Origin of the sequence: Aureimonas sp. Leaf324, from assembly GCF_001423245.1 — a bacterium.
GTDB lineage: Bacteria > Pseudomonadota > Alphaproteobacteria > Rhizobiales > Rhizobiaceae > Aureimonas.
Genome location: NZ_LMOH01000026.1, coordinates 357,482 through 375,798 on the forward strand (window position 1 = coordinate 357,482; position 18,317 = coordinate 375,798).

General features: G+C 70.0%; 16 protein-coding genes and 2 pseudogenes. 9 read left to right on the forward strand and 9 right to left on the reverse strand.

Translation table 11 applies throughout. From position 1 onward, the window contains the following. Window positions 1–106 precede the first annotated feature (106 nt). The 6 genes and pseudogenes from ASF65_RS22355 to ASF65_RS16835 all read right to left on the reverse strand — a co-directional run. A pseudogene (locus ASF65_RS22355) lies at window positions 107–1,195 on the reverse strand (MCP four helix bundle domain-containing protein); the annotation flags it as partial. 69 nt (window positions 1,196–1,264) lie between these two features. Beyond that, window positions 1,265–1,759, reverse strand: coding sequence for a chemotaxis protein CheW (locus ASF65_RS16815; protein ID WP_055891631.1), 495 nt, complete (start codon window positions 1,757–1,759; stop codon window positions 1,265–1,267). A gap of 16 nt (window positions 1,760–1,775) precedes the next feature. After that, window positions 1,776–3,758 (reverse strand): chemotaxis protein CheA, encoded by a 1,983-nt coding sequence (locus ASF65_RS16820; RefSeq protein WP_055891634.1) that lies wholly within the window; start codon window positions 3,756–3,758, stop codon window positions 1,776–1,778. A 4-nt stretch (window positions 3,759–3,762) separates the two neighbouring features. Then, window positions 3,763–4,131, reverse strand: coding sequence for a response regulator (locus ASF65_RS16825; RefSeq protein ID WP_055891637.1), 369 nt, complete (start codon window positions 4,129–4,131; stop codon window positions 3,763–3,765). 25 nt (window positions 4,132–4,156) lie between these two features. Further along, on the reverse strand, window positions 4,157–4,435 hold the full coding sequence (locus tag ASF65_RS16830; RefSeq protein WP_055891640.1) for an STAS domain-containing protein: 279 nt from the start codon (window positions 4,433–4,435) through the stop codon (window positions 4,157–4,159). A gap of 265 nt (window positions 4,436–4,700) precedes the next feature. Further along, complete coding sequence (locus ASF65_RS16835) at window positions 4,701–5,609, reverse strand: LysR substrate-binding domain-containing protein (RefSeq protein ID WP_055891643.1); 909 nt, start codon at window positions 5,607–5,609, stop codon at window positions 4,701–4,703. A gap of 103 nt (window positions 5,610–5,712) precedes the next feature. On the opposite strand from ASF65_RS16835, the gene ASF65_RS16840 reads away from it, so the two are divergent. Then, a complete protein-coding gene (locus tag ASF65_RS16840; protein WP_055891646.1) occupies window positions 5,713–6,945 on the forward strand; it encodes an acyl-CoA dehydrogenase in 1,233 nt (410 codons plus the stop codon). Beyond that, entirely contained in the window at window positions 6,945–8,081 is a 1,137-nt protein-coding gene (locus ASF65_RS16845; RefSeq protein ID WP_055891649.1) for a CaiB/BaiF CoA-transferase family protein, read from the forward strand. Before ASF65_RS16840 ends, ASF65_RS16845 begins: the two co-directional genes overlap by 1 nt. Window positions 8,082–8,192: 111 nt before the next feature. On the opposite strand, the gene ASF65_RS16850 is transcribed toward ASF65_RS16845, so the two are convergent. After that, window positions 8,193–9,245, reverse strand: a complete 1,053-nt coding sequence (locus ASF65_RS16850) for a phosphotransferase (RefSeq protein ID WP_055891652.1) — start codon at window positions 9,243–9,245, stop codon at window positions 8,193–8,195. A 284-nt stretch (window positions 9,246–9,529) separates the two neighbouring features. Between ASF65_RS16850 and ASF65_RS16855 the strand changes: the two genes are divergently transcribed. Continuing rightward, the gene (locus tag ASF65_RS16855; protein WP_244486790.1) at window positions 9,530–10,840 is read left to right on the forward strand and encodes an aminotransferase class III-fold pyridoxal phosphate-dependent enzyme; all 1,311 of its coding nucleotides are present in this window, start codon (window positions 9,530–9,532) and stop codon (window positions 10,838–10,840) included. Between the two features lie 194 nt (window positions 10,841–11,034). On the opposite strand, the gene ASF65_RS16860 is transcribed toward ASF65_RS16855, so the two are convergent. Continuing rightward, a complete protein-coding gene (locus tag ASF65_RS16860) occupies window positions 11,035–11,721 on the reverse strand; it encodes a GntR family transcriptional regulator (protein WP_082505784.1) in 687 nt (228 codons plus the stop codon). A gap of 101 nt (window positions 11,722–11,822) precedes the next feature. Next, window positions 11,823–13,115, reverse strand: coding sequence for a histidinol dehydrogenase (gene hisD, locus ASF65_RS16865; RefSeq protein WP_055891657.1), 1,293 nt, complete (start codon window positions 13,113–13,115; stop codon window positions 11,823–11,825). 130 nt (window positions 13,116–13,245) lie between these two features. Here hisD and ASF65_RS16870 point away from each other — a divergent pair, with 130 nt between their 5' ends. The 6 genes and pseudogenes from ASF65_RS16870 to ASF65_RS16895 all read left to right on the forward strand — a co-directional run. Then, window positions 13,246–13,794, forward strand: a complete 549-nt coding sequence (locus ASF65_RS16870; RefSeq protein WP_055891660.1) for a cupin domain-containing protein — start codon at window positions 13,246–13,248, stop codon at window positions 13,792–13,794. Between the two features lie 101 nt (window positions 13,795–13,895). Beyond that, window positions 13,896–14,945 (forward strand): ABC transporter substrate-binding protein, encoded by a 1,050-nt coding sequence (locus ASF65_RS16875; protein ID WP_055891663.1) that lies wholly within the window; start codon window positions 13,896–13,898, stop codon window positions 14,943–14,945. A gap of 79 nt (window positions 14,946–15,024) precedes the next feature. Beyond that, window positions 15,025–16,083 carry an ABC transporter ATP-binding protein gene (locus ASF65_RS16880; protein ID WP_055891665.1) on the forward strand — a complete coding sequence of 353 codons (1,059 nt, stop codon included), beginning with the start codon at window positions 15,025–15,027 and terminating at the stop codon, window positions 16,081–16,083. After that, on the forward strand, window positions 16,080–17,255 hold the full coding sequence (locus tag ASF65_RS16885; RefSeq protein WP_055891668.1) for an ABC transporter permease: 1,176 nt from the start codon (window positions 16,080–16,082) through the stop codon (window positions 17,253–17,255). Before ASF65_RS16880 ends, ASF65_RS16885 begins: the two co-directional genes overlap by 4 nt. Before the next feature lie 2 nt (window positions 17,256–17,257). Beyond that, complete coding sequence (locus ASF65_RS16890) at window positions 17,258–18,040, forward strand: ABC transporter permease (protein WP_055891670.1); 783 nt, start codon at window positions 17,258–17,260, stop codon at window positions 18,038–18,040. 90 nt (window positions 18,041–18,130) lie between these two features. Beyond that, window positions 18,131–18,317 (forward strand): annotated as a pseudogene (locus ASF65_RS16895) (aspartate aminotransferase family protein); the annotation flags it as partial.

The window sequence follows — 18,317 nt, forward strand, 5'->3', positions numbered from 1 at the left end:
CGCCGGCGGCGACCTGCTCGGCCGAGCGCGTCACCTCCGACACGATGGTGCGCAGGTTCTCGGTCATCGTGTTCATGGCGCGGGTCAGGTCGCCGATCTCGTCGTCCGAGCGCACCGCGACGGTCTGCGTCAGGTCGCCGGCGCCGATGTCCTCGGCGAGCTTCACCGAACGCTGCAGCCCGCGCGAAATCGACAGCGCCATGAAGGCCGCGGCGGCGGCACCGATCGCCAGCGCGCCGATCACGATCGCGATCAGCATGGTGCGGGTGCTCTCGTAGTTCGCCTGGGCGCTCGTCACCGAGGACTGCGCGCTCTCGGACGCCTGGCGGGCGAGTTCGTCGAGGCGGTCGCTGAGGGCACCGAGGGTCGGGGCCACCTGGGTATCGAGGGCCGACTGCGCGTTGGCAAAATCGTTGCGAACGCCATAGGCCGCCGTCTGCGAAAGGACGGTGTCGGCCGCATTCCATTCGGCGCGCAGCTTCTGGATGAGGCCCGCCTGGCTGCCGGCCGCAGGGCTGGCGGCCACCGCGTCGAGCCGTGTCGCAAACTCGTTGGTCAGCGCGTCGACGCGGTCGGACGCGCCCTGGATCGCCTGCGCATCGCCGAGCACGACGGCCGAGACGGCGGCAAAGCGCGCGCGTTCCAGACCGGAGGCCATGTCGCCGGCAAGGGCCGCCTCGCTGCGCGCGCCCGATGCCTCGAAGCCGGACTTCAGCCCGGCCAGATCGGCGAGCAGCGGATCGACCGCGGCGCCGACCTCGCGGATCGCCTTGTCGCCCGCGGCATTGTCGGCGCGCTCGAGAAGGGAGAGAGCGTCGTCGACCACCGAACGGGCCTTCACCACGGCGGGCGCGAGATCGGCGGCGGCCCTGCGCCCCTCGTCGTCCAAGGTCCCGAGCATCAGCGCGCTCTGGTGCTCGATGTCCTGCCAGTTCTGCTGCACCGCTCCCTTCAGCTTCGCGATCTCGGCGGCATCGGTGGAGAGGAGGATGCCGACAAGCGCGCGGCGCGTGTCCATCATCGCGACCTTCATCTCCATGTCGCTGCCGAGTTGGCGGAAGGGGCCGGCGGCGAAGTCGGCCATCGACTGGTTGGTCTGGCCGAGGCTGGAAATGCCGAAATAGCCGGCCGTCCCCAGAAGGGCGAGAACCGCACCGAACGAACAGATCAGCTTGGTCTTGATGGTAATACGCATCGGGAGGGGTCCGGGATCGGAAGGGAGCCGAAGGGTTGTGGAAGGCTGGGCGAAGGGCGGGCGGAACGTTCAGTTCGGCAGGGGCGCGGGATCGGCCTGCAGCACGGTCTCGAGGTCGAGAAGGACCACGAAGCCGCCGCCGTGGCGCACGACGCCGCGCAGGAAGCGCAGCGGCCAGCGCGTGCCGTTCTCGGGGACGGGCTCGACGGCCGCGCGCTCGAGCGAGACGACCTCGTGCACGGCGTCGGCCTTGATCGCGACGAAGAAGCCCTCGCCGCCCGTCTCGACGCGCGAGACGATGACGCGCGAGCTTTCGGTGTCGGCGACCGCGGGCATGGCGAAGCGGCGGCGGAGATCGATCAGCGGCATGATGTTGCCGCGCACGTTGACGAGGCCGGGCGCAAAGGCCGGCGCGTTCGGCACGGTGGTGACGGGCGGCGGGTCGAGCACCTCGTGCACCGCCTCGACGGCGAGCGCGAAGACATCCTGCCCGAGCGAGACGGTGAGGAAGTCGACGGGCGGCGCGGCGGCGAGGTCGGGCGCGGCGGCGGGGGCTTGCGTCATCGGTTCGCGCTCCGGCTCAGGCGGCGAGGCGGTCGGCGCGCGCGGCGCCCGCCTGCCGGACCAGGGTGTTGATGTCGAGGATCAGCGCCACCGAGCCGTCGCCGAGGATCGTCGCGCCGGCCAGGCCCGGCGTCGCGCGGTGCAACGGCGAGAGCGGCTTGATCACGGTCTGGTGCTGGCCGACCACTTGGTCCACCACCACGCCGACGCGGCCCGTGTCGGTGTCGGCCACCACCACGATCCCGTCCTCGGCCGAGGCGGTGCCGAAGATCGCGTCCATGTGGAAGATCGGCACGATCGTGTTGCGGATGTCGACGAAGTTGCGCCCGCTCGACGTGCGGCACTCGATCGCCGCGAGCTCGACGCATTCCTCGACATTGGCGAGCGGCAGGATGCACTTCGTCTCGCCGACGCGCACCAGGAGCCCGTCGATGATGGCGAGCGTCAGCGGCAGGCGCAGCGTGAAGCGCGTGCCCCGGCCGGGCTCGGTCGCGATCTCGATCGAGCCGTGCAGTTCGCCGATCGTGCGGCGCACGACGTCCATGCCGACGCCCCGACCCGACAGGTTCGACACGGCGGCGGCCGTCGACAGGCCGGGGTGGAAGATCAGCTCGTCGATCTCGCGGTTCGGCGGCGTCACGCCGTCGGCGACGATGCCGGCGGCGCGTGCCTTGTCGAGGATGCGCTCGCGGTTGAGGCCGGCGCCGTCGTCCTCGATCGTGATGATGACCTCGGTGCCGGACTGGCGGGCCGAAAGGCGCAGCGTGCCGCGCTTCGACTTGCCCGCGGCCAGCCGGCGGTCCTGCATCTCGATGCCGTGGTCGATCGAATTGCGGATGATGTGGACGAGCGGATCGCCGAGGCGGTCGAGCACGGTCTTGTCGAGCTCGGTGTCCTCGCCCGAAAGGACGAGGTCGATCTCCTTGCCGAGATCGCTCGACAGGTCTCGCACCACGCGCCGGTAGCGCGAGAAGAGCGAGTCGATCGGCAGCATGCGCATGTCCATGGCGCTGTCGCGCAGGTCCGCCGAGATGCGCTCGATCTCCTCGACCACGGCGGTGAGGACGGGGTCGTGGCGCTGGTGGGTGAGAGCCGTCAGGCGCGCCTGCGCGATCACCAGCTCGCCCACCTGGTCGAGCAGCGTGTCGAGGCGCGAGGCCGACACGCGGACGCTCGCCTCCGGCTGCGCCTGGCTCTTCGCCTCGGCCCTGGCCGGCTCGGCCTTGGCGGCGGGGGGAGCCGCGACGGCGACCGGCTCGACACTTTCCGGCGCGAGAGCGGGCGCGGCCTCGGCCGTGCCGAGCGCCTCGATCGCGACGGCGCCCGGCTCGTCGACGAAGATGAAGACGTCCTCGATCGCGCCGAGGCCCTGATCGGTGGAAAGGGTGATGCGCCAGGCGAGATGCAGTTCGGTCGGCGCGAGGACGGTGAGCTCCGGCACCGCGTCGGTGAGCGCCTCGACCTCGGCCTCGCCCAGCGCGCGTAGCTCGTCGAGGAGGGCCAGCGGGTTGGTGCCGAAGAGGAGCGCGTTGGCAGGCAGGCGCAGCGTGATGGCAAAGCGGCTGGCGGCCGGCGCCTGCGGCATGGCGGCGGCGGCGGGCACGGCAGCCGGCGTGCCGGAGGCCTCGCCGCCGACGGCGGCCTGCAGCGCCTCGACGAGCTCGGCGCTGCGCGCGGCGAGCGCCGGCGCCGGCTCGAACAGGAGGCGGCGGATCTGGTCGGTGGCAGCCAGGAGCACGCCGACGAGGGCGGGCGTCAGCGGCGCCTCGCCCCGACGCACCCGCTCGAACGCGTCCTCCAGCTTGTGGGCGAAGGCGGCCATGTCGGGCGGGCCGAACATGCCGCCCGAGCCCTTCAGCGTGTGGAGCGCGCGGAAGGTGGTGTTGATGAGCTCGGCATCGTCGGGACGCGCCTCGAGATCGAGCAGCGCCGCTTCCAGCTGCTCCAGGAGGTCGCGGGCCTCGTTCAGGAAGATCTCGACGGCGTTCCCGCTGTTCATGGCATCAGGCCCCGATCAGCTTGTTGACGACGGCCAGGAGACGCGTCTGGTCGAACGGCTTGACGATCCAGCCCGTGGCGCCGGCGGCCTTGCCGGCGGCCTTCTTGGCGTCGTCGGATTCGGTGGTCAGCATGACGATCGGCATGCCGGCATGCTCGGGCATGGCACGGATCTTCGAGATCATCGTGATGCCGTCCATGTTGGGCATGTTGAGATCGGTGATCACCAGCGCGAAGCGGTGGCCCGACAGCTTGGAGAGCGCATCGACGCCGTCCTCGGCCGTGGTCGGCGAGTAGCCGGCCGATTCCAGCGTGAACGACACCATCTGACGGACGCTCGCGCTGTCGTCGACGCAGAGAACGGGCTTGCCCATGGGAACTGACCTTTTTTCGAAATGCTCAGGCGCGAAGGCTCGCGGCCCAGTCGCCGAGGCCCGCACGCGCGAGGAGCGCTGAGACCGTCGGCGAGGGTTCGAGCGTCATGGCGAGATGGCGCGAGGCGGCGGTGCGCCCGGCCGACACGAGGATCTGGACGAGGCTGATGTCGGCCTCCTCGACGGCTGAGGCGTCGACGAGAAGCCCTTCGCCCGCATGGTCGAGAAGATGCTCGCTCAGGGCGGCCTGGATGGTCTCGGCCTGCGACAGGGTGCAGGTGGACCCGAGCGAGAAAGGCGCCATCAACGTCGGTCCGATCGTTCGGTTGCTTGACGACCAAAAATTACCCGTCAAAAGTTAAAAGATAGGATTTGAATGAATCGCACGGGACCGTTCGGTGCCGGCCGTCAGCCGTCGCCGGTCCGCAAATCAATCCTTTGAAAACTCTGCGTTTTCGGCCCGCGACACATGCACCAGGCGCCAGGCACGCTGACGCTGATCCCGCCACCGGGGGTCGAGATTCACCCGCCCCGGTTGAAGTTTGCGCCGGGCGCGGACCGTCTCGGCGTCAGGGCGCGGACGCGGCGTCCCGCTCGACCGTCTCGCGCAGCCAGCGATGGAACTTGGCAAAGGCCGGCCGCTCGAGGCTGCGCGGAGGATGGAGAAGCGTATAGGGATCGGGCAGCGCGAGGCGGCGGGGCGACGCGAGCGTCAGGAGGCCGGCGCGAAGCTCCCGCTCCACCGCGAAATCCGGCACCAGCGCGACGCCGAGGCCCGCGACCGCGCCCTCGACCACCATCGCGAACTGCTCGAACCGGTGGCCGCGCAGGATGTCGCGCGCGTCGAGCCCGGCCTCGCGGAACCATTCGAGCCAGAGCGTCGGGCGCGTCGCCTGCTGGAGGAGCGGAAGGCCGGTGAGCGCCCCCTCCCCTCGTGCCTCGCGCCCGTCGAGAAGCTCGGGGCTGGCCACCGCGCAGAGCCGGTCGGCCAGGAGGACGAGACCGCCCCCGCTTCCCGCCGCCGCGCCCACGCGCCGAATCGCCGCGTCGAACCCGTCGCGGTCGAAGTCCACCGCGCCGAGCCGCGCACTGACGTTGAGGCTGATGCCGGGCTCGGCGCGCGAGAAGGCGACGAGGCGCGGGGCGAGCCAGCGCGCGGCGAAGGTCGGCAGGACGGCAAGGTTCAGGATCTCGCGCCGCCCGCCGAAGGCCATGGTCTTGACGCTCGCCTCGTCGAGCCGGGCGAGGACGGCCGCCGCGTCCACCGCAAAGAGCCGCCCGGCATCGGAGGGCACGAGGCGCTTGCGCACGCGGTGGAAGAGCGGCACCCCGAGCTTGTCTTCCAGAAGCGCGAGCGAGCGGCTGACCGTGCTCTGCGTGAGGTTGAGGCTGGCCGCGGCCTCCGTCACCGACCCCTTGTCCATGCAGGCGACAAAGGCGCGCAGCTCGGCGATCGTCGGATGGTAGGCGGGTCGCATCGGCCGACTTCATCGAATGCATGAATGTTTCGATCCGATATCATCGTTTGCGCGAGCGCGCGAGCGGGCGCAGGATCGCCGGCACCAGACAGGAGAAGCGACCATGTCCGCCCTTCCCGCCAGCACCATTCCGAACGCCGCGCCCGCCGCTCCGTCCAAGGCGAGCTTCGACTGGGCCGACCCGTTCCTCCTCGCCGACCAGCTGAGCGAGGACGAGCGGCTGATCTCCGAGACGGCCGCGGGCTTTGCCGAGGAGCGCCTGCGCCCGCGCGTCGTCGAGGCCTATCTCAAGGAGACGACCGACCCTGATATCTTCCGCGAGATGGGCGAACTCGGCCTCCTCGGCGTGACGCTGCCGGAGGAGTACGGCTGCGCCGGTGCCTCCTACGTGTCCTACGGGCTGGTGGCGCGCGCGGTGGAGCGGGTCGATTCGGGCTACCGCTCGATGATGTCGGTCCAGTCCTCGCTGGTGATGTATCCGATCTACGCCTACGGGTCGGAGGAGCAGCGCCGGAAGTATCTGCCCAAGCTCGCCAGCGGCGAATGGATCGGCTGCTTCGGCCTGACCGAGCCCGACGCCGGCTCCGACCCCGCCGGCATGCGCACCGTGGCGCGCAAGACAGACGGCGGCTATGTCCTGAACGGCGCCAAGATGTGGATCTCCAACGCGCCGATCGCCGACGTCTTCGTGGTCTGGGCGAAGTCGGACGCCCATGACGGCGCGATCCGCGGCTTCGTGCTCGACAAGGGCATGAAGGGCCTGACCGCGCCGAAGATCGAGGGCAAGCTCAGCCTGCGCGCTTCGATCACCGGCGAGATCGTGATGGACGGCGTCGAGGTCGGCGAGGATGCGCTGCTGCCGAACGTCTCCGGGTTGAAGGGCCCGTTCGGCTGCCTCAACCGGGCGCGCTACGGCATTTCCTGGGGAGCGCTCGGCGCGGCCGAGGACTGCTGGCACCGCGCGCGCAGCTATACGCTGGAGCGCACCCAGTTCGGCCGCCCGCTGGCGCAGACGCAGCTCGTCCAGAAGAAGCTCGCCGACATGCAGACCGAGATCGCGCTCGGGCTCCAGGCGAGCTTAAGGGTCGGGCGCCTGTTCGACGAGGGCCGCATGGCGCCGGAGATGATCTCGATCGTCAAGCGCAACAACTGCGGCAAGGCACTTGCCATCGCCCGCGAGGCCCGCGACATGCACGGCGGCAACGGCATCATGGGCGAGTATCACGTGATGCGACACGCGCAGAACCTCGAGACGGTGAACACCTACGAGGGCACGCACGACGTCCACGCGCTGATCCTCGGCCGCGCGCAGACCGGGCTGCAGGCCTTCTTCTGATGGCGGATACGCCGCTGAGGGGCCTCAAGGTCCTCGAACTCGCCCGCATCCTCGCCGGGCCCTGGATCGGCCAGACGCTGGCCGATCTCGGCGCCGAGGTGATCAAGGTCGAGGCGCCGGACGGCGACGACACCCGCCGATGGGGCCCGCCCTTCATCACCCACGACGGCGAGCGCACGGCGGCCTATTTCCACGCCGCCAACCGGGGCAAGCGGTCGGTGGTCGCCGACTTCTCGACCGAGGACGGCCGCGCGCTGCTGCGCCGGCTGGCTGTCGAGGCCGACGTCCTCGTCGAGAACTTCAAGGTCGGGGGCCTTGCGAAATACGGCCTCGACTACGAGACGCTGGCGGCCGAGAACCCGCGCCTCGTCTACTGCTCAGTCACCGGCTTCGGGCAGGACGGCCCCTATGCGCAACGGGCCGGCTACGATTTCATGATCCAGGCGATGGGCGGGATCATGGACCTCACCGGCGAGCCGGACGGCACGCCGCAAAAGATCGGCGTCGCGTTCGCCGACATCTTCACCGGCCTCTACGGCGTGATCGCGATCCAGGCGGCGCTGGCCCGGCGCGAGCGGACCGGGCGCGGCGACCATGTCGACATGGCGCTGATGGACTGCATGACCGGCGTGCTCGCCAACCAGGCGCTGAACTACTTCGCCAGCGGCACGGCGCCGAAGCGCCTCGGCAACGCCCATCCCAACATCGTGCCCTACCAAGGCTTTGCGGTCGCCGACGGGCATGTGGTCATCGCCTGCGGCAACGACCGGCAGTTCGCAAAACTTGCCGCCGTGATCGGCGAGCCCGACCTCGCCACCGACCCGCGCTTTGCCACCAACGAGGCCCGCGTCGCCCATCGGGCGGCGCTGGTCGCGATCATGGAGGGGCGGCTTCTCCTTGTGACGCGCGACGCGCTGCTCGCCGATCTGGAGCGCGAGGGCGTGCCCGCCGGTCCGATCAACACACTCGCCGACGTCTTCGCCGACCCCCAAGTCCTACACCGCGGCATGCGGATCGAGCCGGACGGGGTGCCGGGCCTGCGCACGCCGATCCGCTTCCGCGACGCCGCGCTCAGCCTCGACACGCCCTCGCCGCGCCTCGGCAGCGGCGGCACTGCAGGATTTGCGAAGGGCTGAAGCGTTCTCCCGGCCGGATGGGAATGATCGGCACGGCGATGATGACGTCTCACTGCCGACGGGCAGCCGAAGGACCACGACGACGGCCGTTCGACCCGGTCGGAACGCGCTTCAGACCCCGCAGGCGCGGCGCAGCATCGCTCGTGCCTCACCCGCTGGCACCGCCTCGCAGCGCGCCATGGCCGAGCGGGCCTTGGCGTGGTTGCGCAGGATATAGGAGGCGTTCTCGGGATAGCGGCTGGCGCGCCATTCGCCGATCGTGATCGTCATCGCCTGCCGCACGCCGACGAGCTGCGGCAGGAGGTCGAGCTCGGCCTCCGGCACGGGATGCACCGCATGATAGGCCGACACCAGCGCCGCGACCGGCTCGAACGGATGGCCCTCGTCGGCCACCTGATAGGCGCTGGCGATCGCGAGATCATAGATCGCGGGCGTGCGGACGAGATCGCCGAAGTCGAGGATGCCGGTGAGACGGTCGGTCTCGGCCTCGTCCACCAGAAGGTTGAACGGGTTGAAGTCGTTGTGGACGACCTGCATCCGCAACGCGTCCTCGCGCGGCGCGATCTCGTCGCGGAAGGCTTCGAAGATCCGCGTTACGCGCGCACGCAGCGCGGGGTTGGCGACATGGCGCGTGTGCTGGAGAAGCCCGGGCGAGCGCCGGATGTCCCAGACGATCTCGTGCTCGGCGGCGGGGTGCGAAAAGTACGACAATCCCTTGGCGAGCCGGCCGAGCGCCGTGCCGAGGCCGCGCATCTGGGCGGGCGTGCGGACGCTCCCGAACAGCGGGCGGCCGGGCAGCCAGGTCAAGAGCCGCGTGAAATGGTGCTCAGCGTCACGCGGCGCGAAGAATTCCGGCGCGCCGTCCAGCGTGCGCACGAGGCGCGAGGCGGGCACGTCCGGCACGGCGCGGGCGAGATGCTCGAGCGCCCGGTTCTGGAACTCCGAGACGCCCGGATCCTCGGCGGCGTTGGCGATCTTGAGGACGAAGCGCGCGCCGTCCTCGGCGTCGAGGCGCACCGTCAGGTCGCGCTCGCTGGTCAGCATCGTGGCACGGGCCGAGATCCCATAGCGCTCGCGCACCATCCTCTCGATCTCGTCGAGCCCGAAGGCGGGCGCCGCCGTGGTGAAGGCCGAACGCGGCTCGGCGATCTCGGGATGGGACATGGCCGGCCTTTCGCCAGATGGCTTCGGGAAGCGGAAAGCCGACAGGCTCAGCGATCGCCATTTGTGATATACCATATACGACAATCCAGCAAGGCGATGCGCCACTCGCCGACACTTTCGGCATGGCCGACACCCATGCCGTCACCGGCCGATCGCATCTTTGCCCGCCCCATCATCTGGTATATCATGTATCGAAATCGGCGGCCGATGCCTGGCTGCCGCGACCGATCCCGGTCGATCGACCCGCCGGAGCCCCACGCATGAGCGCCACCGCCGACCTGTCCATGCCCAACGCCTTCGTGCCGGGGCGCGGCAACCTCAGCCCCGACAACGAGGCGCTGGTCGCGCGGCGCGCGCGCGTCCTCGGACCGGCCTATCGGCTGATGTACGAGACGCCGCTCCATCTCGTACGCGGGGACGGCGTCTGGCTCTATGACGACACCGGCCGCGCCTTTCTCGACGCCTACAACAACGTCACCTCGATCGGGCATTGCCACCCGCGCGTCGTCGAGGCGATCCGCGCGCAGGTCGGCGTGCTCGCCACCAACACGCGCTACCTCCACACGGCGATCCTCGACTATGCCGAGCGTCTCGTCGCGACCTTCCCGGCCGAGCTGTCCCAGGTCATGTTCGCCTGCACCGGCAGCGAGGCCAACGACCTCGCCCTCCGGATCGCCAAGGCCCGCACCGGCGGCACCGGCATCATCGTCACCGAGAACGCCTATCACGGGATCACCGAGAGCGTCGCCGCCTTCTCGCCCTCGCTCGGGCCCTCCGTCGATCTCGGGCCCCATGTGCGCACGGTGCCCGCGCCCGACCGCTACCACATGGGCGAGCGCGACGTCGGCGCGGCGTTCCAGGCGTCCGTCGAGGCCGCGATCGCCGACCTCCGGCGTCACGGCATCCGGCCGGCGGTGCTGATCGTCGACAGCCTCTTCACCAGCGACGGCGTGCTGGCCGGGCCGACCGGCGTCCTCCGGGGCGCGGCCGAGGCGATCCGCGCGGCGGGCGGCCTCTTCATCGCCGACGAGGTGCAGCCCGGCTTCGGGCGCACCGGCGAGGCGATGTGGGGGTTCCAGCGCCACGGCGTCGTGCCCGACATGGTGACGCTCGGCAAGCCGATGGGCAACGGCCAGCCGATCTCGGCGGTCGTCATGCGCCCCGAGATCGTCGCCGACTTCGGCCGCAACGCCCGCTACTTCAACACGTTCGGCGGCAACGCGGTCTCGTGCGCGGCCGCCGCCGCCGTCCTCGACGCGATCGAGGCCGAAGGGCTGCAGGAGAACGCGCGTCAGACCGGCCGCCATCTCCTCGAGCGCGTGCGGGCGGTCTCGGCCGACGATCCCGGCGTCGGCGACGTGCGCGGCGCCGGCCTGTTCATGGCGGTGGAGTTCGTCGCCGACCGGCAGACGCGGGCCCCCGACCGTGCGCGCGCCTCGCGCGTCGTCAACGCCATGCGCGAGCGCGGCGTCCTGATCTCGGTCTCGGGCAAGCACCACAACAGCCTGAAGATCCGTCCGCCGCTGGTCTTCGACCGCGGCAACGCCGACCTCTTCGCCGAGGTGCTCGAAGCCTCGCTCCAGGCGACGGCCTGAGATCGAGCGCCTCTCGGCTGGAGGGGGGATCGGCACGATGGGGAAGGTCGTTTCGCGGCAAGGCGTGACGAGGAAGCGATGCCGCCGCATCGTGACCGGCGGGCAACGCCGCCGCGGAACGAAAACGCCCCGCCGCGAAACGCTCGTCCGAACGACGACGACGAAACTCTAACCCGGTTGGAAGGCGCTCTGCCTCACGCCGGCTCCGACACGCGCCGCCGCGCCCCTTCCACCGCCTCGAGGTGGGGCACGAGGAAGGTGCCGGCGACGGTGAGGTCGGCGACGATGCCGGCGCGCGCGCGCGCGCCGTCGCCTGCTTCCAGCGCGGCCAGCACGCTGCGATGCGCCTCGTTCGCCTTCGGCTCGTAGGCCGGCGCCCCGAACAGCTCCTTCATGTAGGGGCCGGTCTGGCTCCACAGGTCCTGGATCATCTCGAACAGGCGCGGCGAGGCCGCCTCGCCGTAGACGGCGAAGTGAAAGGCCTGGTTCTGGCGGCGATAGGCGTCGTGGTCGCGCGCGGCGAGGCTCTCGTCCATGTCGTCAGTGAGCCGCGCAAGCTTGCGCAGGGTCGCCTTGCGCACGCGCGCGGCGGCGAGTTCCGCCGCCAGCCCCTCCAGCTCGCAACGGATGCGCGCGAGCTCGGCATACTTGCCCGCTTCCAGCGCCGGCACCGCGATGGAGCGGTTCGGCAGGAGCGTCAGCAGCCGCTCGGCGACCAGCCGCTGCAGCGCCTCGCGCACCGGCGTCGTCGAGATGCCGTAGCTTTCGGCCAGCGTGCGGATCACGAGGACCTGTCCGGGATGGAAGCTGCCGGCCATCAGACCCTCGCGGATGCGATCGTAGGCGAGGTCGTTGAGGGTCCGGTATTCGATCTTCGTCACGAGGCGGGTCTCCGAGAGCCCCGCCAGCATATCATATACGACGCCCGCACCAACGCCCCGCCCGCCGCCCGCTCGTCGGCGGCGTGGGGCGCGCGCCCGGATCAGCGGAAGAGGTCGGGCTTCTCCAGCCGCAGGGCGGCCGCGCGGCGATGGCCCTCGAGCCCTTCCGAAGCGCTCTGGCGCGAGGCGGGCGGCGCGACCGCGGCGACGCCCTCGTCGTCCAGCCACTGGTGCGTCGCGATCTTGACGTAGGAGCCGACCCAGAGCCCGCCGGTGTAGCGTCCGGCGCCCATCGTGGGCAGTGTGTGGTTGGTGCCGCAGCACTTGTCGGAATAGACGACGCTCGCCTTCGTGCCGATGAACAGCGAGCCGTAGCCCGTCAGCCTCGCCGCGAAGGCCTTCGGGTCGCGCGTGTGCACCTGCAGGTGCTCGGCCGCGATCCAGTCGGAATAGGCGACCATGTCGTCCTCGGAAGCACAGACCGTCACCTCGCCCTGCGCCTCCCACGAGACGCGGGCGACGTTGGCAGTCGACAGCGTCTCCAGCTGGCGCTCAACTTCCGCGATCACCGCCTCCGCCAGCGGGGCGTGCGTCGTGATCAGGCCGACGCGGGTGTGGATGTCGTGCTCGGCCTGGGCGAGGAGATCGGTCGCGATCACCTCGGCGTTGCCGGTCTCGTCGGCGAGCGTATAGATCTCGCTCGGACCCGCCAGCTGGTCGATGCCGACCGGCCCGAAGACCTGTCGCTTGGCCTCGTTCACGTAGGCGTTGCCGGGCCCGACGATCTTGTGCACGGCCGGAATGGTCTCGGTGCCATAGGCCATCGCGGCGATCGCCTGCGCCCCGCCGATGCGGAAGATGCGGTCCGCGCCCGACAAGTGGCAGCCCGCGACCATGGCCTCCGCCGCCGTCGGCGGCAGGCAGGCGATCACCTCGGGGCAGCCGGCGACCTTGGCCGGCACGATGGTCATGATCGGCGCCGACAGGAGCGGGTAGCGCCCGCCCGGCACATAGGCGCCGACGCGCTGGACGGGAATGACGCGGTGGCCGAGATGGAGGCCGGGCCGAAGCTCGATCTCGAGCGGCATGATGGTCTCGAGCTGCGCCTCGGCAAACGCGCGCACGTTGGCGATGGCGAATTCGGTGTCGGCGCGCGTCTGCGGGTCGAGCCGGGCCACCGCCGCCTCGCGCTCCTCGCGGCTCACCTCGACCGCCGCCGGCTCCACCTTGTCGAAGGCGGCGGAGTAGCGCTTCACCGCCGAATCGCCCTCGCTGCGCACCGCGGCAAGAATCTCCGACACCGTCCCGGCGACGCTCGCATGCGTCTCGCCTTGCGGCTTGGGAGCCTTGACGAAGCGGAGGCGGGAGCGAAGGCTGTCGATCTCGTGGGGCATCGGGCGTTTCCGTGCTGGTTTTGCACGCAGGACGCTCGCAGAAGCGCCACCAGGCGGCAAGGACACCGCGCGCCCTGTTCAGTATGATGAGCACTCAACGCCGCCCGGCCGCCCGCCAGAGGAGACGACCATGCCCGCCATCGGAGCCGCCATCCGCGAGATGCGCCGCCGCCGCCAGCTGTCGACCCGCGAGCTCGCGGTGCGCTCGGGCATCGCCCATTCCACCATCTCGCTTCTCGAGCGCGACCGGATGAGCCCGTCGGTGGATACGCTCCAGGCCATCCTCGAGGCGATGGGCTCGACGCTGACCGGCTTCTTCTCCGAACTCGGCGAGGCGGCGCCCCACTCGCCCTTCTACCGCGGCGGCGACCTGCCCGAGATCGGCCGCACGACCAGCATTTCCTATCGCATGGTCGGCATCAACCATCCCGGCCGCAAGCTCCTGATGCTGCGCGAGACCTACCAGCCGGGCGCCGACACGGGCGAGGCTTTCTCACACAAGGCGCAGGAGGCGGGCATCGTCACCGCCGGCCGCGTCGAGGTCAGCGTCGGCGAACGGACGCGCGTGCTGGAGCCGGGCGACGCCTACTACTTCGACAGCGAGACGCCGCACCGCTTCCGCAATCCCGGACCCGAGCCCGCCGAGCTGATCAGCGCCATCACCCCGCCGACCTATTGAGGCGATGGAAACTATTTCGAGCGCCCGCGCGAAGGGTTTTGCGGTTTCCCCCTTTCGTGCTTGAGTTTCGAACGGTTCAACAAGCCGGGGGAAGCAACGCCATGTCACGGTCCACCATTCGCACTCTCGTCGGCGGCCTTCTGGCCGCCTCGCTTCTCGCGGCGGTTCCGGCCGCCGCACGCGACCTCACCGTCGTGTCCTGGGGCGGCAACTACCAGGACGCCCAGCGCGAGATCTACTTCAAGCCCTATGCCGCCAAGACCGGCAAGCCGGTGCTGGAGGAATCGTGGGACGGCGGCTACGGCGTCCTCTCGGCCAAGATGCAAGGGGGCACGCCGAACTGGGACGCCGTCCAGGTCGAGGCCGAGGAACTCGCGCTCGGCTGCGCCGACGGCATCTACGAGCCGGTGGACTGGTCGAAGCTCGGCGGCGAGGACAAGTTCATCCCGTCGGCCGTCAACGAATGCGGCGTCGGCGCGATCGTCTGGACGACGGGCCTCGGCTACGACGCCGACAAGCTGAAGGAAGCACCGAAAAGCTGGGCCGACTTCTTCGACACCGCGAAGTTCCCCGGCAAGCGCGCGCTGCGCAAGGGCCCGAAATACGCGCTCGAGTTCGCCCTCATCGCCGACGGCGTCGAGCCGAAGGAGGTCTACACGGTCCTGGCGACCCCGGAAGGCGTCGACCGCGCCTTCAAGAAGCTCGACACGATCAAGAAGGACCTCGTCTGGTGGGAGGCCGGTGCGCAGCCGATCCAGCTTCTGGCGTCCGGCGAAGTGGTGATGACCTCGGCCTATAACGGGCGTCTGGCCGGCATCAACAAGTCGGAAGGCAAGAACTTCCAGATCGTCTGGCCGGGCTCGATCTACGCGGTCGATAGTTGGGTCGTCCTCAAGGGCTCGCCCAACAAGGACGCGGCCTTCGACTTCATCGCCTTCGCCAGCCAGCCGGAGAACCAGTCGAAGCTGCCCGACTACATCGCCTACGGCCTGCCCAACAAGGCGGCCGGCGAGATGCTGAAGCCCGAGGTCGCCGCGCAGCTGCCGACGGCCCCGGCCAATCTGGACGTCGCGATCCCGCTCGACACCGACTTCTGGGTCGACAACATCGAGGCGCTGAACACGCGCTTCAACGCCTGGGTGGCGCAGTAAACAACCCTTTTCGGGTCCGGCGGCTTCCGTTGCCGGGCCCGTTTTCTTCCGTACCCCCGAACCACCGCGACGAGGCTCGATGACCTTCATCCACTTCCAGGACGTGTCGAAGTCGTTCGGCCAGACAAGGGTCGTCGAGAACCTCGACCTTGCCGTGGAGAAGGGCGAATTCCTGTCGCTGCTCGGGCCGTCCGGCTCCGGCAAGACCACGATCCTGATGATGCTGGCGGGCTTCGAGAACGCCTCCTCCGGCACGATCCTGATGGACGGCGAGCGCATCGAGGACCTGCCGCCGCACCGGCGCGGCATCGGCGTTGTGTTCCAGAACTACGCGCTCTTTCCCCACATGACGATCGCCGAGAACGTCGCCTTCCCCCTGCAGATGCGGGGGCTCTCCAAGTCCGAGATCGCGACCCGCGTGAAGACCGGTCTCGACCGCGTCCGCCTCGGCCATCTCGGCGACCGGCGCCCCGACCAGCTGTCGGGCGGCCAGCAGCAGCGCGTGGCGCTGACCCGCGCCCTCGTGTTCGAGCCCAAGGTCGTCCTGATGGACGAGCCGCTCGGCGCGCTCGACAAGCAGCTGCGCGAGGAGATGCAGCTCGAGATCCGCGAGCTGCACCGCCGCCTCGGCCTCACCGTCGTCTTCGTCACCCACGACCAGGGCGAGGCGCTGACCATGTCGAACCGCATCGCGATCTTCGACAAGGGCCGAATTTCGCAGATCGGCACGGCGACCGAGGTCTACGACCACCCCGAGAACGCCTTCGTCGCCCAGTTCATCGGCGAGACCAACCTCCTCCGCGCAACGGTCGACGCCTCCGACACCGAGGGCACGCGCCTTGCGCTGGAGGGCGGCACCAGCCTCGAGGCCGTGCCCGGGCCGACCTTCCGGCCGGGCACCGCCGTCATGGTCTCGGTGCGCCCGGAGCGGCTGCACGTGTCCGCCGAAGCACGGCCCGACGCGATCGAGACGCGCGTCGACGACGTCGTCTACCAGGGCGACCACCTGCGCCTCCACCTGTCGCGCGGCCCCTTGCGCCTCATCGCGCGCGCCGAGCGCCGCCTCGGTGCTCCCGCCGTCGGCGGGCCCGCCCATGTCGTGATCGATCCGGCCGACGTCGCGGTGTTCCCGGCATGACGCGGACCGGCTCAACCCTTCGAGCCTTGGGCCTCGTCGCGCCGCTCTTCCTGTTTCTCGGCGTCTTCTTCCTCTGGCCGCTCTGGACCATGGTCTCCGTCTCGGTGCGCGACCCGGCGGTCGGCGCCGTCCTGCCGCGAACGACCGCCGCGATCTCGTCCTGGAGCGGCGAGGGCGTGCCGGATGCCGAAACGCAAGCGGCGCTCGTCGCCGATCTGGCCGAGGCCGACGCGATCGGGCTCGGCGCGGCCGTCCGCCGCCTCAACAGCGACGTGTCGGGCTTCCGCACCCTGATCCCGAAGACACAGCGCGCCGCAAAGGACGGGAACGGCGGCGCCATTGATCTCGCCGCCCTCGACAAGCGCTGGGCGGACCCCGCCTTCTGGAGCGCGATCCAGACCGCGTCTTCCGCCTATACCGACCGCAATCTGCTGGCCGCCGTCGATCTCACGCGCAACGAGGCCGGCGCGGTCGAGAGCCTGCCCGCCGGCGCGTCCGCCAACCGGCTGATCATCACCCGCACCTTCCTGATCGCCGCGACGATCACCTTGTGCTGCCTGGCGATCGGCCTGCCCTACGCCATGCTGATGGCGGCGACCACCGGCTGGAAACGCAACGTCCTGATGATGGCCGTCCTCCTGCCGCTCTGGACCTCGCTCCTGGTGCGCACCGCCGCCTGGTTCATCCTTCTCCAGGACCAGGGCGTCATCAACGGCGCGCTCCAAGCGATCGGTCTGACGGACGGGCCCCTCCCCCTCATCTTCAACCGCACCGGCGTCGTCGTCGCCATGACGCACGTTCTCCTGCCCTTCATGGTGCTGCCGATCTATTCGGTGGTGAACGCCATCCCGAAGACACTGATGCCGGCCGCCGCCTCGATGGGCGCGCCGCCGTTTGCCGCCTTCCGCCGCATCCTCCTGCCGCTCGCCATGCCCGGCATTCTGTCGGGGTGCCTCCTCGTCTTCATGGTGGCGATCGGCTACTACATCACGCCGGCTCTCGTCGGCGGCCCGAACGACCAGATGATCTCCTCGATCATCGCCTTCTACGCGCTGCAGACCGCGAACTGGGGCATGGCCGGCGCGCTCGGCCTCATCCTCCTCGTCGTCACCACGATCCTCTACCTCGTCTACGGCCGGCTTTCGCGCTCCGGCACGCCGCTGGGGGCCTGACCATGCTGAAGCCCGCTCAAGGCCTCTTCGGCGCGCTCGCGGTGGTGTTCCTTCTCGCGCCGCTCGTCGCCATCCTGCCGCTCGCCTTCACCGGCGGCATCTTCCTGAACTACCCGATCCCGTCCTTCTCGACGCGCTGGTTCACCGAGCTCGCCACCGCCGACGCTTGGCGCCTGTCGATCGTCAACAGCCTCATCATCGGAACCGGCGCGACGGTCCTGTCGGTGGTGCTCGGCACGCTGGCCGCGCTCGGGCTTCGCAACGGGCTGATCCCCTTCCCCAACGTCCTGCGCACCTTCTTCCTACTGCCGATGGTGGTGCCGGCGGTGGTGCTCGGCGTCGGCCTGCAGATTTCGCTCGGCGGCCTCGATCTCACCTCGACCTATCTCGGCGTGATCCTCTCGCACGCCGTCCTCTGCGTGCCCTTCGTCGTGATCAGCGTCTCGACCGCGCTCCAGGGCATCGACCGGCGGGTCGAGCGCGCAGCGGCGAGCCTTGGCGCCTCGCCCGCCACCGTGTTCCGCCGCGTGACGCTGCCGCTGGCGCTCCCCGGCGTCGTCACCGGCGCGGTCTTCGCCTTCGCCACCTCCCTCGACGAGGTGGTGCTGACCCTCTTCGTCGCCGGCCCCAATCAGCGCACGCTCGCCCGCCAGATGTTCTCCTCGATCCGCGAGAACATCTCGCCGGCGATCGCGGCGGCCGCCTTCGTGCTGATCGTCGGCACGCTGCTTCTGGCGGCGCTCGCCGCGCTGATGAACCGCCGCAAGCGCACCGCCGCGGCTTGACCGATCCGGCGCATCGGCGCTGTTGTCACACGTGAAACCATCCGGCGGTGCCGACCGGCCCGCGCGGAGCCTTCAGAACGGGGATCCCCCATGGACACACTCTCGAACTCGCTGGCTGCGGCCGACATGGCGCACACGCTGCATCCGAACACGAACCTTCGCGCGCACGAGGCGCAGGGGCCGATGGTGATCGCCCGCGGCGAGGGCATCCGCGTGTGGGACGACAAGGGCAAGGAGTACATCGAGGGGCTGGCCGGCCTCTGGTCGGTCGGCGCCG

Bases quoted from the DNA above. Each gene is read 5' to 3' on its own strand.
- ASF65_RS16815 (WP_055891631.1), bottom strand. From the start codon at position 1,759: ATGACGCAAGCCCCCGCCGCCGCGCCCGACCTCGCCGCCGCGCCGCCC.
- ASF65_RS16820 (WP_055891634.1), bottom strand. From the start codon at position 3,758: ATGAACAGCGGGAACGCCGTCGAGATCTTCCTGAACGAGGCCCGCGAC.
- ASF65_RS16825 (WP_055891637.1), bottom strand. From the start codon at position 4,131: ATGGGCAAGCCCGTTCTCTGCGTCGACGACAGCGCGAGCGTCCGTCAG.
- ASF65_RS16830 (WP_055891640.1), bottom strand. From the start codon at position 4,435: ATGGCGCCTTTCTCGCTCGGGTCCACCTGCACCCTGTCGCAGGCCGAG.
- ASF65_RS16835 (WP_055891643.1), bottom strand. From the start codon at position 5,609: ATGCGACCCGCCTACCATCCGACGATCGCCGAGCTGCGCGCCTTTGTC.
- ASF65_RS16840 (WP_055891646.1), top strand. From the start codon at position 5,713: ATGTCCGCCCTTCCCGCCAGCACCATTCCGAACGCCGCGCCCGCCGCT.
- ASF65_RS16845 (WP_055891649.1), top strand. From the start codon at position 6,945: ATGGCGGATACGCCGCTGAGGGGCCTCAAGGTCCTCGAACTCGCCCGC.
- ASF65_RS16850 (WP_055891652.1), bottom strand. From the start codon at position 9,245: ATGTCCCATCCCGAGATCGCCGAGCCGCGTTCGGCCTTCACCACGGCG.
- ASF65_RS16855 (WP_244486790.1), top strand. From the start codon at position 9,530: ATGCCCAACGCCTTCGTGCCGGGGCGCGGCAACCTCAGCCCCGACAAC.
- hisD (WP_055891657.1), bottom strand. From the start codon at position 13,115: ATGCCCCACGAGATCGACAGCCTTCGCTCCCGCCTCCGCTTCGTCAAG.
- ASF65_RS16870 (WP_055891660.1), top strand. From the start codon at position 13,246: ATGCCCGCCATCGGAGCCGCCATCCGCGAGATGCGCCGCCGCCGCCAG.
- ASF65_RS16875 (WP_055891663.1), top strand. From the start codon at position 13,896: ATGTCACGGTCCACCATTCGCACTCTCGTCGGCGGCCTTCTGGCCGCC.
- ASF65_RS16880 (WP_055891665.1), top strand. From the start codon at position 15,025: ATGACCTTCATCCACTTCCAGGACGTGTCGAAGTCGTTCGGCCAGACA.
- ASF65_RS16885 (WP_055891668.1), top strand. From the start codon at position 16,080: ATGACGCGGACCGGCTCAACCCTTCGAGCCTTGGGCCTCGTCGCGCCG.
- ASF65_RS16890 (WP_055891670.1), top strand. From the start codon at position 17,258: ATGCTGAAGCCCGCTCAAGGCCTCTTCGGCGCGCTCGCGGTGGTGTTC.